The sequence below is a fragment of the Leifsonia sp. McL0607 genome (assembly GCF_049993355.1).
In the GTDB taxonomy this organism is placed as follows: domain Bacteria; phylum Actinomycetota; class Actinomycetes; order Actinomycetales; family Microbacteriaceae; genus Leifsonia.
Map to the genome: position 1 here is coordinate 1,298,779 of NZ_CP188253.1, position 13,949 is coordinate 1,312,727.

14 protein-coding genes are annotated in these 13,949 nt (G+C 69.7%); 9 read left to right on the top strand and 5 right to left on the bottom strand.

The genetic code is table 11. The features are described from left to right. Positions 1–22 precede the first annotated feature (22 nt). Genes ACPPVW_RS06215 through ACPPVW_RS06230 form a run of 4 tightly spaced genes read right to left on the bottom strand, consistent with a single transcriptional unit; the run spans position 23 to position 3,508 of the window. Positions 23–1,390 (bottom strand): GH1 family beta-glucosidase, encoded by a 1,368-nt coding sequence (locus tag ACPPVW_RS06215; RefSeq protein ID WP_426625650.1) that lies wholly within the window; start codon positions 1,388–1,390, stop codon positions 23–25. Between the two features lie 2 nt (positions 1,391–1,392). Then, entirely contained in the window at positions 1,393–1,755 is a 363-nt protein-coding gene (locus ACPPVW_RS06220; RefSeq protein ID WP_426625651.1) for a tautomerase family protein, read from the bottom strand. Positions 1,756–1,784: 29 nt separating this feature from the next. Further along, positions 1,785–2,744, bottom strand: a complete 960-nt coding sequence (locus ACPPVW_RS06225; RefSeq protein ID WP_426625652.1) for an aldo/keto reductase — start codon at positions 2,742–2,744, stop codon at positions 1,785–1,787. Then, on the bottom strand, positions 2,741–3,508 hold the full coding sequence (locus ACPPVW_RS06230) for a VOC family protein (protein ID WP_426625653.1): 768 nt from the start codon (positions 3,506–3,508) through the stop codon (positions 2,741–2,743). Before ACPPVW_RS06230 ends, ACPPVW_RS06225 begins: the two co-directional genes overlap by 4 nt. Positions 3,509–3,746: 238 nt before the next feature. Between ACPPVW_RS06230 and ACPPVW_RS06235 the strand changes: the two genes are divergently transcribed. The 8 genes from ACPPVW_RS06235 (at position 3,747) to ACPPVW_RS06270 (ending at position 11,989) form a co-directional block, all read left to right on the top strand. Further along, positions 3,747–5,123 carry an ABC transporter substrate-binding protein gene (locus ACPPVW_RS06235; protein ID WP_426625654.1) on the top strand — a complete coding sequence of 459 codons (1,377 nt, stop codon included), beginning with the start codon at positions 3,747–3,749 and terminating at the stop codon, positions 5,121–5,123. A gap of 37 nt (positions 5,124–5,160) precedes the next feature. Beyond that, entirely contained in the window at positions 5,161–6,141 is a 981-nt protein-coding gene (locus ACPPVW_RS06240; protein WP_426625655.1) for a carbohydrate ABC transporter permease, read from the top strand. After that, on the top strand, positions 6,134–6,922 hold the full coding sequence (locus tag ACPPVW_RS06245; RefSeq protein WP_426625656.1) for a carbohydrate ABC transporter permease: 789 nt from the start codon (positions 6,134–6,136) through the stop codon (positions 6,920–6,922). The genes ACPPVW_RS06240 and ACPPVW_RS06245 overlap by 8 nt, the downstream gene beginning before the upstream one ends. 91 nt (positions 6,923–7,013) lie before the next feature. After that, a complete protein-coding gene (locus ACPPVW_RS06250) occupies positions 7,014–7,814 on the top strand; it encodes a substrate-binding domain-containing protein (RefSeq protein ID WP_426625657.1) in 801 nt (266 codons plus the stop codon). Further along, entirely contained in the window at positions 7,811–9,037 is a 1,227-nt protein-coding gene (locus tag ACPPVW_RS06255) for an ROK family protein (RefSeq protein ID WP_426625658.1), read from the top strand. Before ACPPVW_RS06250 ends, ACPPVW_RS06255 begins: the two co-directional genes overlap by 4 nt. Before the next feature lie 4 nt (positions 9,038–9,041). Next, a complete protein-coding gene (lspA, locus tag ACPPVW_RS06260; RefSeq protein WP_426625659.1) occupies positions 9,042–9,617 on the top strand; it encodes a signal peptidase II in 576 nt (191 codons plus the stop codon). 219 nt (positions 9,618–9,836) lie between these two features. Continuing rightward, entirely contained in the window at positions 9,837–10,469 is a 633-nt protein-coding gene (locus ACPPVW_RS06265) for a DUF2461 domain-containing protein (RefSeq protein WP_426625660.1), read from the top strand. A gap of 47 nt (positions 10,470–10,516) precedes the next feature. Then, entirely contained in the window at positions 10,517–11,989 is a 1,473-nt protein-coding gene (locus ACPPVW_RS06270) for an MFS transporter (RefSeq protein WP_426625661.1), read from the top strand. 33 nt (positions 11,990–12,022) lie between these two features. Here the strand turns inward: ACPPVW_RS06270 and ACPPVW_RS06275 are convergent, their stop codons facing one another. Beyond that, entirely contained in the window at positions 12,023–12,640 is a 618-nt protein-coding gene (locus ACPPVW_RS06275; protein ID WP_426625662.1) for a MarR family winged helix-turn-helix transcriptional regulator, read from the bottom strand. 56 nt (positions 12,641–12,696) lie between these two features. Here ACPPVW_RS06275 and ACPPVW_RS06280 point away from each other — a divergent pair, with 56 nt between their 5' ends. Beyond that, on the top strand, positions 12,697–13,920 hold the full coding sequence (locus tag ACPPVW_RS06280) for a hypothetical protein (RefSeq protein WP_426625663.1): 1,224 nt from the start codon (positions 12,697–12,699) through the stop codon (positions 13,918–13,920). Positions 13,921–13,949 lie beyond the last annotated feature (29 nt).

A 13,949-nucleotide genomic window follows, 5' to 3' on the forward strand; every position in this document is an offset into this window, starting at 1 on the left:
CGCCACCGCCGCCACGCCCCGTTCACGCCCGCAGGAACTCCGCGATCCAGTGTGCACTCCGCTTCGGGGTGCGCTTCTGCGTCTCATAGTCGACGTGGACGATCCCGAAGCGGCGCGAGTAGCCCCAGGCCCACTCCCAGTTGTCCATGAGCGACCAGACGAAGAAGCCCCGGAGCGGAAGGTTCGCATCGACCGCCTCGCGGGCGGCAGCGAAGTGCGAACGGAGGTATTCGGTGCGCTCCGCGTCGTCGATCCCGCCGTCCGCCTCCACGTGGTCGTCGAAGGCGGCGCCGTTCTCGGTGATGAAGAGCGGGAGCTCGGGCGCCAGCGCGTGCGCCATGCGGATCACGTCGAGCATGCCGTCGGGGTGGATCTCCCAGCCCATCCGCGTCACCGGCGCACCCGTCGAGACGAATCGCACGTGCTCGCTTCCCGGATAAGCGCTCGCCGAGCCGGCCGCCCCAGCCGGAGCGGAGCCCGCGGCGACCGTGTGACGGCTGTAGTAGTTGATGCCGAGGAAGTCGATCGGCGCCGAGATGCGGCGCAGGTCGTCGTCCGTGGCGTTCTCTGCGAACCAGTCGGTCTCGCCCAGGTCGTCGAGGACGTCCGCCGGATAGACGCCGCGCAGCACGGGCTCGAGGAACAGCCGGTTGCTGAGGCCGTCGATGCGGCGAGCCGCGTCGAGGTCGGCTTCGGAATCGCCCGCCGGCTCGACCGCGTACAGATTCAGCGTCGTGCCGACGCGCGCGTTCGGCCGGAGGCCCCGGAGCGCCTCCAGCGCGAGACCGTGACCGAGGAGGAGGTGGTGCGCCGCATGCGCGGAGGCGGAGCCGACCGACAGGCCCGGCGCGTGATGGCCGCTCGCATAGCCGAGGAACGACGAGCACCACGGCTCGTTCAGCGTGATCCAGTCGGTGATCACATCCCCGAGCTGCTCTGCGACATGGGCCGAGTAGTCCGCGAACCGCAGCGCGGTGTCGCGCGACAGCCAGCCACCGCGATCCTCCAGGGCCTGCGGCAGATCCCAGTGGTAGAGGGTCGCCCACGGCGTCACCCCGCGCTCCAGCAGCGACTCCGCCAGTCGGCGGTAGAAGTCGATCCCGGCCGGGTTCGGCGCCCCTGTGCCGTCCGCCTGGATGCGGGGCCACGCGATCGAGAAGCGGTACGCCTGGAACCCCAGGTCGGCCATCAGCGCGACGTCCTCCTCCGAGCGGTGGAAGTGGTCGTCTGCCACGTCTCCCGTGCTGCCGTCGGCGATGACGCCGGGACTGCGGGCGAAGGTGTCCCAGATGCTGTCGCCGCGCCCCGCTTCTCTGGTGGCGCCCTCGATCTGGTATGAGGCGGTCGCGGTTCCGATGACGAAGCCGTCGGGCAGATCGCTGCGCCGCATGGTCACTGCTCCTTCGACGGAGCGAGCCAGTCGCCGTCGCCGTTCTCGTGGAGCGAGATCAGGATGTCGTCGCGCTGGATGCCCAGCGCGGCGAGGCGCTCCACGATGAGTTCGGCGCCGCGCTGCTTCGCCTCAGGCGAGTAGCCGTTGTAGGCGAGGATGTCGATGAAGACGATGTCCGACCTGTCGGCGTCGGGGAACGTGCGGCTGTAGAACAGGTCACCCTCGTCGTGCAGCTGGAAGATCTGGAACAGGTCGTCGGCGGGCATCCCCCAGCCGTCGGCGAGCGCGGAGTTGATCGCCTCGCTCATCTGCGGACGGAGCCCGGCGAGCGGGCGGTGCATGTCGATTCGGACGACTGGCATGTGAACCTCGATTCGAGTGGAGGATGTGGTCAGCGATGGACCGGATGGTCGAGCCAGTCGGCAGTGCCCGGCAGCAGCGACTCGAGCTCGTCCCAGAATTCCTGCGGACGATCGAGCGCCGCGGCATCGAGGGTCTGCTGGATGCGCTGCGGCCTGCTGATGCCGACGATGGTGCTGGCGAAGCGCTCGTCCCGCGTGGAGAAGCGGATGGCGGCCTGGCCGAGCGTCGCGTCCCAGCGGCGACAGGTCTCGCGCATGCGCGAGATGGCCTCCAGCGTCCGCCTGCTCGCCGGCCGGTAACCGTACGAGGTGGAGCGCCCGGACTCGTCGGCGAGGATCCCGCCGCCCAGCACGGCCGCGTTGACGACCCCGACGCCGAGCTCCGCCGCGCGATCGAGCAGCGGCCCGGCGCTGCGGTCCACGAGCGTCCACCTGTTGTGCACGAGGAGCACCTCGAACACGCCGAGGTCGAGGTAGCGTCGCATCACGTTCACATCGCCGCCGGCGAGTCCGATGTGCCCGATCTCGCCGCGTTCTCTGGCTGTCACCAGCGCGTCGATCGCTCCTCCGCGGGCCGTCAGGTCGGCGAAGTCGTGGAACTCCGGATCGTGCAGGTGCACGAGCGGGAGCAGGCCGATCCCGAGCCGCTCTGCGCTCTCGGCGAGGGAGCGGCGCACGCGATCGCCGCTGTAGTCGCTTCCCCGCGGATCGGTCTTGGTGATGACCACGACATCCGGCGGGAGACCCCCGGCCGCCGCGATCGCAAGGCCGATGCGTCGCTCGCTGCGCCCCTCCGAGTATCCGTTGGAGGTGTCGATCGTGCGGATCCCGCTCTCCAGCACTGCTCGCACGAGGGCCACCGCGTCGGCCTCGGCGACCTCGTGCCCGAAGTTCTCGGGCATGCTGCCGAGCGGCGCGCCGCCGAGCGTGACCCGGCTGACCTCGATTCCCGTCGCACCCAGCGGGCGCAGCGACGCCGTCGCCGTCATGCCGGGGCGATCACGTAGGGCAGGCCGTCCGGGTCGGCGAACACGTCGTGCCCGGACACGGTGCCGACCGGGGCGCCCGGAGCGGAGTCGGCGCCGAACGCCACCGCGACGAAACCCGGGGCGTCGAGCTGCGGCACGCGCTTCGACTTCTCCGCCGTGCCGTAGGTGAAGATCTCCAGCGAGCTGTCGCCGGAGCGCAGGAAGTCGATCTCGAACCCGCGGTCGTCCGAAGGCTGGTGGATGCCCGACATGTGCAGGTAGCCGAGCTTCGCGTAGTGCTCCCGGGTCGCCTCCAGGTCGTCGACGGTGCCCGCGACGTGGTCGAAACGCGGGCGGTCGGGGTCACCCAGCGCCCAGTCCCGTTCGACGGCGTCGCGATCGTAGACCTCGTGGTACTGCAATGGCCCCTCGACGAGCTCGAGGAGGGTGCCGTCGGGATCGAAGAAGAACGTGATGCGCACGCCGCCTTCGGCGTCGATCGGCTCGAGGTGGAACGTCACCCCGGCATCGTGCAGCGCCGCGACGCGCGCCTCCAGATCGGACACCTTGAAGCCCACGTGGCGGAACCCGCGTTGGAGGTCGTCGCCGACCCACGTGGATTCGGCCGGGCTGTCCACCCGGGTGAGCCGCAGCCGTGCGGTGACGAGGTCGAGCTCGGCCGCGCGCTCGCCCTCTTCGACGACGACGGCTCCGAGGTTGCGCCGATAGAACTCGACGGAACGCGCGATGTCGGTCACGTTCAGAAGCACGGATTCGATGGCCAAGAGAGGTCCTTCCTACGCTCAAGCGGGCACGCTGCGCCCGGGGCGTGGGCCACGCTAGCCGACTATCTGACCATTCGCAACTAAGTACCATCAGTCTGACGACATCCCCGCAAACGCCGAATGCTATCCCGCCATCGAGTTTGTGACATAAAGGTTTTAACTCTTGCTTTGCCCGATCCGCTCTGTATAAGCTCGCCCCGCACTCTCGATCAGCACACAAAGATGTGGAGGAATCACAATGATGCGTACGCGGTTCGTTTGCGCGACAGCGGTGGCAGTGGCCGCCGCTCTGGCGATCACCGGCTGCACCGGGTCGTCCGGCGACCAGGGGTCTGACGTCGAGCCGGCGACCACGGGCTCGGTCTCGTGGTGGGGCTGGACGCCGGACACTCCGGTGGCCCAAAAGTACATCGCGCAGTTCAACGAGAAGTACCCGGACATCACGGTCACGTACAAGAACTTCGAGAACGTCGACTATCGCAACACGATCACGCCGGCCCTCGACTCCGGCAAGGGACCCGACGTCTTCGACCTGTCACCCGCCGGAGGCTCGCCCGACACCTGGGGCCCCTACGCGCTCGACCTGACCTCGCTGGCGAAGGACACCCTCGGATCGGACTGGAAGTCCCAGATCGGCGGCGACTACGTGAAGCAGCTCACGAGCTCCGATGGGCGCTTCGTCTCGCTGCCGCTCGGCGGCATGTCGGCCGGGTTCCTCTGGTACAACAAGGACCTCCTCGACCGGGCCGGCGCGAAGGTCCCCACTGATTACGCCTCCTGGGTCGACACCTGCAAGAAGGTGACCGCGATCGGCAAGACGTGCTTCGCCATGGGCGCGGGCGGCACCGACACCTTCCCGACCGAGCTGTACCACTCCATCGCCAACTCGGTCGACCCCGGCTTCTTCATCAAGGCGGCGACCGGCAAGGCCAAGTGGAACGACGCTGACGGCGTGAAGGTCCTCGAGATCATCAAGAAGATGAAAGACGACGGGATCATCGCACCGAACGCCCTCGACGGCCCGCAGTACCCGCTCGCGAACAACGAGTTCATGAAGGGCGACGCCGCGATGGTGCAGATGGGCTTCTGGTACACCCAGTACGCCGGTGCGGACTCCTGCACGGCGTCGATGGAGGCCGCGGGCGTGAGCAACCCGTCCTGCTTCGTCCAGATGCCCGCGACCTTCCCGGATGTGGCGGGCAAGGGCAACAAGAGCACGTACTTCGGCGAGGCCGACTACGGGCTCGCGATCAACTCCGAGTCCAAGAACATCGGCGCCGCGAAGACCTTCGTGTCGTGGATGACGATGAACAAGGACGGCCAACAGAACGTGGCGAACGCCCTCGACCTGCTGCCCGCACTGAAGGGCACGACTCCGGACTGGTCGTCCATCGGACTCGTCGACGAGTCCGTGCAGCGTCCCGCCATCGAGACCCTCATCACGGACAGCGCCGAGACCACCGAGTCGCGCCAGTGGCAGACGACGGAGAAGTCGCTCGACGCGATCGTGGTCGCGATCCAGCAGGTGCTCGACCCCACCGTGAACACGTCCATCACGCAGATCGCCGCCGACCAGCAGGCGGCCTCGGTGGCCAGCACGGTCGGTACCAAGTGACCACGTTGCCCCAGCAGAACGGATCGACGCACTGACCATGATCGACACGGATCTCAGAATCGGATCCGACCGACCGGCACCCGCGGTGCGGGGAGGCGGGCGCCCCACGCGGCACGCCCGCCTCCTCCCCGGGGGTCTGCGCTGGATCCTTCCGGCGCTCGTCATCTCGGTCGGTCTGATCTACTACAGCATCATCTACTCGGGTTACCTGTCCTTCTTCTCGTGGTCGGGCGGCCGGGCACTGATGACACCCGTCGGGTTCGGCAACTACCTCGCCGCGCTGCAGGACCCGGTGCTCTGGACCTCGCTGCGCAACACGGTGATCTACTTCGTCGTCGTGTTCGTGGTGCAGGTCGTCGGAGGCACGCTCTTCGCAGCAGCGATGCATTCGCGCGTACACCTGGCGAACGTCTACAAAGTGCTCATCGTCATCCCGGTGGTGGTGGCCCCGGCGACGCTCGCCCCGGCCCAGATCGAGGTCTGGCGGACGAACGGCACGATCAACGACATCCTCGGCTTCTTCGGCCTCTCGGCCCTGCAGCAACCCTGGCTCGGCCAGTCGACGACCTCGCTGCTCGTCGTGACCCTGGTCGGCTGCTGGGGCGCGATCGGGTACGGCTTCATCCTCCTCTACGCCGGGATGGCGCAGATCGACCCGGAGCTCGTCGAGGCCGGCCGTCTCGACGGAGCGGGGAACCTCCGGGTGCTGTTCTCGATCGTGCTGCCGACCCTCCGCCCGATCATCGTCTCGCTCGCCATCCTGAACTTCATCACCGCGCTCAAGCTGTTCGACAACCCCTGGCTGATCACACAAGGCGGCCCCGCGCACTCGTCTGAGTTCCTCGGCACCATGATCTACTCGCAGACGGCGAGCACCGACCGCGACCTCGGCTATGCCTCGGCGCTGTCGATCCTCGTCCTGGTCATCGCGGTCGCCGTGTCCGTCTTCTTGCAGCTGCGCGGCAAAGAACGCGCCGGCCGCACCCCGCGCCGCCCGAAGGAGAGCGCCGATGTTTGAGACCAGATCCCGCCGCTCCCGGATCCTGCTGCAGCTGATCATCACCGTCGCCGTGGTGCCGTTCGTGATCCCCCTCTACGCGATGCTGCAGACCAGCCTCGCAGGGGCGGGCTGGGGGAACTACCTGGCCGTCATCGATGTCCCGGGCTTCCCCCGGTTCTTCCTGAACACGATCATCATCGCCGTGGCCTCCGTCGTCATCGTCTTCCTGGCGACGCTGGCGGCCGCCTTCGGCTTCTCCAAGCTCCGGGTGCGGGCCAAGGAGCTCTACTTCTGGCTCATGATGGCCGCGCTCACGCTGCCGGAGGTGGTGCTCATCGCCCCGCTCTACACGACGGCGGTCAAGCTCGGCCTGCTCGGCACGTACTGGTCGGTGATCCTCCCGATCGCCGCCCTCCAGATCCCGTTCACCGTGCTCATCGCGCGTGGCTACGTGGATGGCATCCCCGACGCCGTGTTCGAGGCGGCCCGGATCGACGGGGCCAGCACCTGGCGGATCTTCTGGTCGGTCCTCGTGCCGCTGTCACGCCCGATCGCCGTCGCGCTGATGGTGCTCGTGCTGATCTACGCCTGGAACTCCTACTTGCTGCCCAAGGTGTTCCTGATCGACGACGGCATGGGGGTCGTGACCCAACTGCCCGAGTTCTTCCGCCGACAGTACAACAACGACACTCCCAAGATCCTGGCGGCCTCCGTCATCACCGCGGTGCCGACGGTCATCGCCTACATCGCGCTGCAGAGGCAGTTCGAGCGGGGGATGGCGGCGGGTGCCATCAAATGACGCGCACCTCGCGCGGTCGTGTGCAGCGCCCGCGATCCGGCAGACTGCCTAGATGGGATCACGCCGCGAGAACCGGAAAGGGGACGACGCGATGACCGATCAGGGCGCGTCGATCGGCCTGGTGATCCGGCACGACCACGACCGGGATCCGGTGGCGTCCGCGATCGTCCGGGCGATAGCAGGGCCTCTGGTCGCGGCCGGCATGCGCTTCATCACGCGCTCGGTGGACGACGATGAGTCGGAGCTGAGGACCTACCGGCTGTGGGCGCGCGTCGGCGGGATCGCCGGCGTGATCGTGCTCGGCGCTGTCGGCGACGACCCGCGCATCCGACTCCTCCGGCAGATCGACCTGCCCTTCGTGGCGCTCGCGCGGACGGACCTGGAGGTCGACTATCCCGCTGTCGTCGTCGACCCCTCCGCCGCTGCGCAAGCGCTGACGACCTACCTGGAGGCTCACGATGCGCTGCGATGGGTCTACGTGACCGCTCAGCAGCAGCCGGAGCCCCTCGTCGAGCACGGGCCGGCCTCCGAGACGCCGGAAGACCGGCGCGCGCTCGAGATCGTGCGGACCTCCGACGTCGTCGGAGAGGCCGTGGCGATCGGCTCTGCCGCCGTGGAACGGACCGTTCTCATCCTCGACGGCGACCGCGACGCGGTCGCCGTGCTGGAGGGGCTCCTGGAGGCGGGAGCCGCGGTTCCCGGATCGGTGTCGCTGATCTGCTGGAGCGACTCGCTCGTGTGCCAGAGCGCGAGCAGGCCGATCACGGCGATCGACCGCCACGGCCGGGAGATCGGAGAGCTCCTCGGCACAGCAGCGATCGACGCGATCAACGGGGAAGGCGCCCTGGCGGCCGCCCCTGCGCCGCTCGTCGTGGAGCGGGAGACGACATGACCGTCCCGCAGAGACTCGGGCCGTCGTCCGCGAACACCCGCAGCGCCATCCTGGACCTGGTCCGCTCGGGCGGGTCGGTCACCCGCACCGAGCTCGCCGAGCGGTCGGGGCTGACCCCCACCTCCATCACGCGCGTCGTGAAATCGCTCATCGAGGACGGCCTGGTGATCGAGACCGGCTTTCTGGAATCGACGGGCGGCAAGCGCAGCAGCGTGCTCGAACTGAACACCCGCGCCCGGTTCGCCGTCGGCGTCTCACTCGACGCGGGGCGTCTGACGTATGTCGTCACCGACCTCGCCGGAACGGTGATCGGCCGACTGGTGTCGCCGGGCATCGACCAAGTGGGCCCGAGCGAAGACGTCGCGCGGATAGCGCGCGAACTCGGCCAGCTGCTCGTGCAGCTCGACGTGCCCGTGGAGTCGGTGGTGGGCGTCGGCGTCGCCGGCGCGGGACTCGACCTCGGCGCGGGCGCCGAGCGGCTCTCGATCACGTCGACGGAGTGGGAGTCGTTCGCTCTCACCCAGGCCCTCGAACCCCGCATCGGTCTGCCCGTCGTCCGGGACAACGACGCCGCCTGCGCTGCCCTCGGCCAGTACTGGGCGGGCCGCGTCCCGGCCACGCAGGACTTCGCGACGCTCTACCTCTCGAACGGCTTCGGACTGGGGCTCATGACCGGGGGCAGCGTCGCACGCGGGGCATCGTCGAACGTCGGCGAGATCGGGCACATGATCGTCGACATCGACGGCCCGGACTGCTGGTGCGGGGCACGCGGCTGCCTGGAGATGCTGGCAGCGCCGCGGGCGATCGTCGCCCAGGCCTTCGAGCTGAAGGGCCTGGCCGACGAGCTGGGGCTCTCCGGCGACCCGCACCGGTTCCGGTCGGACTTCGAACTGATCGCCCGGGCGGGCGCCCGCGGCGAACCCCGCTGCTACGGATTGATGGACCACTCGGCCCGTTACGTCGCGGCGGCGACGCTCTCGATCGTCAACGTGCTCGACCTCGATCGGATCGTCCTGGCCGGCCCGGGCTTCGCGGATGCGGGCGCCGTGTACGTGCGTCGGATCCGTGAGCAGGTCACGAGGCACGCCCGCACCCGGGGCATCCACCCCGTCGCGATCGAGCTCGCCGACCCCGGTCTCGACGCGGCCGCCGGCGGCGCCGCCACCCTCGCGCTTCAGCACGCCCTCACGCCGCATGCCGTCGGAGGCGGAGTGCGAGGATGAGGGGGTGAGCGACAGCACCGAGCCTGAGCATCCCCGGCCCGCAGCCGCAGCGCCGGCGGCCGACGACGGCTTTCCGCGCCGACGTTCCCGGGCGCTCGTCCTCATCCTCGTGATCGCCGTCGCCGTGGTGCTCGCCGACCAGCTCACGAAGCTCTGGGCGACCTCCTCGCTGAACGAGGGCGAATACCACTCGCTGATCGGCACAATGATCGGGCTCCAGCTGACGTACAACTCGGGCGCCGCGTTCTCGTTTCTGGTGAACGCGACGTGGGTGTTCACGATCCTCGCGGCGCTCGCCGCGGTCGCCCTGCTCTGGTTCTCGCGGCGGCTCGGCTCGCGCTCGTGGGCGGTCGCGTTCGGCCTGCTGCTGGGGGGCGCCGTCACCCACCTCGGCGACCGGCTGTTCCGCGCACCCTCGTTCGGCCAGGGTCACGTCGTCGACTTCATCGCCTATGCGAACTGGTTCATCGGGAACGTCGCCGACATCGCCATCTTCTTCGGCGCCCTCCTCGCGCTCGTGCTCGCCGTCGCCGGGGTGCCGCTGCGCGGCGGGCCGCGGCACACGCACGATTCAGCGTGAATCGCGCGGTAGCGCGCGCGAAGCGCCACATTCGGCGTGAATCACGGTCACTGCTCCCCGACTCACGCGGCACGATTCAGGGCGAATCGCACGACAGCGCGCGGCAAGCGCCACATTCGGCGTGAATCTCGGTCACTGCTCCCCCGACTCACGCGGCACGATTCGGCGCGAATCGCGGCCGAGCAGCAGGCCGCGGGCCGACCGACGGACGATCGGCCCATGGCATTCACCGGGTTCGACGAGGACGCCATCGCGTTCTACCGCGAACTGACTCTGAACAACGAGCGGGCGTTCTGGCTCGCGAACCGCGACCGCTACGAGACGCGGGTCGCGGGTCCCATGCACGCGCTGGCCGACGCGCTCGAGCCGCGGTTCGGGCCGGCGCGGCTGTTCCGGCCGTACCGCGACGTTCGGTTCTCGCCCGACAAGTCGCCGTACAAGCTGCACGCGGCGCTGACCTTCGAGCGCGGCGGCTATGTGCAGCTCTCGGCCGAGGGCGTGGCCGGCGGCGCGGGCGCCTACCACCTCGACAAGGAGCAACTCGATCGGTACCGGCGGGCGGTGGCCGCGCCGCGCACCGGGGCCGAGCTGGACGCCGTGCTCGCCGAGCTGCGCGCCAAGGACATCGGCATCGAGATCCCCGAGGCGCTCAAGACCTCCCCGCGCGGCTTCGACGCCGGACATCCCCGCGCCGAGTTGCTGCGCTACAAGGGGATCATCACGTGGGCTGACTGGGGCGTGCCCGACTGGTTCGCCGCACCGGAGGCCGCCGAGCGCATCGCGGCGTTCCTCGACGACAGCGCGCCGCTGACACTGTGGCTGCGCGCCAATGTGACCAGCACGCCGGACTGACGGCGTCGGCGTTCACACCTCTTCCTTCGACGTCCTACGCTGTCCCCATGACCAGCGACAGACCGGCCAATGACGGCACGGCCAGTGAGAAGGTGGCGCGCGGAGACGGCGACGCCCTCGTGACGGCAGCCCCGCTCTTCGCCGACAGCTCGACCGATCGCCGCATCCCGCGCAGCTGGGTGGCGTCGTGGGCGCTCTGGGACGCCGGAGGGGCCGCCTTCAACGCGGTCATCACGACCTTCGTCTTCACCGTCTACCTGACGAGCGAGTACTTCATCTCGCCCGCGCTCCTCTCCGCCCAGGGCGCGGAGAAGGACGCCTCCGGACCGGCCCATCACGCGGTGACGACCGCGATCGCCGGCCTCTCCAGCGGGCTCGCGTGGGGCATCGGGATCGCGGGCATCGTCGTGGCGGTGCTGGCGCCGGTCCTCGGCCGGCGCACCGACGGTTCGGGGCGCCGCAAGCTCTGGCTCGGCATCAACACCGGCGTGGTCGTGCTCGTCACCGCGCTGATGTTCTTCGTCGTGGGTGAGCCCTCGTTCTTCCTGTTCGGAGTGGTTCTCGTCGGGGTCGGGACCGTCTTCTACGAGATCGCGACCGTGAACTACAACGCCATGCTGGTGCAGGTCTCGACCCCGAAGACCGTCGGCCGGGTCAGCGGACTCGGCTGGGCCAGCGGCTACTTCGGCGGCATCCTGCTGCTCGTGATCGTGCTCGTGCTGCTCGCCTCGCCGAACGGCGACGGCACCGGCGGCGTGCTCCGGGTCACCACCGATCAGGGCCTCAACTACCGGCTGGTCGCGGTCGTCGCGGCGATCTGGACCCTGGTGCTCTCGATCCCCGTGCTCGTGCGCGTGCCAGAGGCGCCCGCGAACCGGCGGCTGCCCCGGGTCGGGTTTTTCTCCTCGTACCGACTGCTGTTCCGCGACATCGCGGCGCTCTGGAAGGAGAGCCGCAACACGGTGATGTTCCTCATCGCCTCCGCGCTCTTCCGCGACGGGCTGGTGGGCGTGTTCACGTTCGGCGGGATCCTCGCCAAGGGCACCTTCGGCTTCACGGAATCGGGGGTCATCGTGTTCGCGATCGCCGCGAACGTCGTCGCGGGCATCAGCACGATCCTCTCCGGGAGGTTCGACGACCGCTTCGGCGCCAAGCCGGTGATCGTGACCGCGCTGATCGGGCTGGTCATCGCCGGACTGGCGGTGTTCTTCCTGCACGACTCCGGCGCGATCGTCTTCTGGGTGTTCGGCCTCATCCTCTGCCTCTTCGTCGGCCCCGCGCAATCGGCGAGCCGCACGTTCCTGACGCGCCTCACTCCGGCCGGGCGGGAGGGCGAGGTGTTCGGCCTCTACGCGACCTGCGGCCGGGCGGTCTCGTTCGTCGCCCCGCTGCTCTTCGCGACCTTCGTCGCGGTGGGCGGCGCACAGTACTGGGGCATCCTCGGGATCGTGCTGGTGCTGCTGGTGGGGCTACTGCTCCTGCTGCCGGTGCGGTCGCCCCGGGAGGCGGAGGCGCCGTAAGCGACAGCCCGGTAAGCGACAGCCCGGTCGTGGTCAGCGCGGCCAGGCCCGCACGAACCGGTCGAAGAGCTCGGCGAAGGTGCGGGCCTCCTCCGGCGTGAAGGCGGCCAGTGCGGCCTCGACGGCCGACCGGCGGTGGTTCTGCACCTCACCCAGTTGGGAGCGGCCGGCCGCGGTGAGCTGCAGGAGTGAGCGGCGCGCGTCGGACGAGTCAGGCACTCGGCGCACCAAGCCGCGCTCGACGCCCTCCTGCACGAGCCGGCTCGCGCGCGGCTGATCGACGCCGATCGCGGTCGCGAGCGAGCTGACCGAGAACTGACGCCCCTCGGCGTCGGCCGCGGCCAGGGCCTCCAGCATGCGAAAGCGCGCGATGCGGCCGAGGGAGCCGTCGCGCCCGCGCCGACCGGGCCCGGGGCGTGCGGAGTCGCCGAACGGCCCGGGGTATCCGCCCCAGGGCCCGCGCGGACCCCAGCCGTGCGCGTCGCCGTGCGGGCGCTGGCCGTGGTTGTGCTCCCCATGATCGTGCTCGCCGTGGTCGTGCTCGAACCTGCGGCGCGACTGGTCGCGGCGCACTGCCACCAGCGACCGCTCGATCAGCGACACGATGTCCGCTTGCGGCGAACCGCTCTGCTCTTGACGATCCTCACCCATGCATGTAATTATACATTTAGTTGTAAGGGTACATAGAAAAAAGAAGGGGGTCCCCGATGACGAACATCGACGACTCGAACACCACGCCCCCGGGCTACTGGTTCGGCGAGCTGAACAGGCGACTCCGCGACCGGATGCGCGACGAACTCCACGACCTCGGCCTCGGCCGCCGCGGCTGGCGCATCCTGCACACCCTGGCCGACAGGCCCACAACGCCGGAGGACCTGGCCGCCACCCTGCCCCGCCACGGCCACGCCGGCCCGCCCGACCCCGGCGAGCGGCACGACGGACCCGGCGCCGACCGCCGGAACCCGGAAGGCGACCGAGAGGGCGCAGATCCCGGCACGGACCGTGGCACAGGCTCGGCCGCCGCGTCCGGTCGGCGTGAATGGCGCGGACATCCGGACTGGATGCGCCGAGAATGGGAGCGCCGCCAGGAGATGTACCGCGCGTGGATGGAGCACGACCGGCAGCACCCGCATCCTGACCCACGCGACCACCACGAGCACGGCGTCGAGCACGAACAGGAGCACGGGCACGACCACGAACACGACGCCGGGCACGAACACGACCACGAACACGACGCCGGGCACAAGCACGAGCACGAGCATGGGCGCGGCGACGACCACGACGCGCACCCCGAGCACGACCACCACGGCGAGCACGACCACGAGCACGGCCCCCGATCCGGCGGACATGGCTCGCAGCAGGCCTTCGAGCGCGGGTTCGAACGCGGGTTCGTCCGCGGCTTCGAGCGCGGTACGCCGTTCGGCCCCGGCCGGTTCGGCCCCGGCGGATTCGGCCCCGGCGGATTCGGCCCCGGCCGATTCGGTCACGGCCCGTACGGTCAGGGCCACGGCAACGGCTACGGTCACGGCTACGGCTACGGCTTCTCGCCTGTCTACGGTCACGCGCCCTTCTCCGGCCGCGGCGGCTGCCACGAGCACATCCGCGCCGGCGTCGATCGGGTTCTCGCCGACTTCGTCGAGCGCGGCTGGGTCTGGTTCGACGGCGACACGGCGACTCTGACCGACGAGGGACGCGCGGCCCACGACGCGGCCTTCGAGCGCATCCGCGCCCTCCGGGCGTCGGTCTCGGAGGGCATCGACCCGGCCGACCTGGCCACGACGCTAGCCACGCTGGAGGCCATGGCGCGCAATCTCGGCTGGACGCCACCGGCCGACGCGCTGGATTCCGAGGCGCCCGGGACCGAAGCCCCCGCCGAGCAGACACCGTCCTCTGACGGCGAGGCGCGCAGCGACGACCCGGCCACCGACTGAACGGACGCAGGGCGGCACCACTGTGGTGC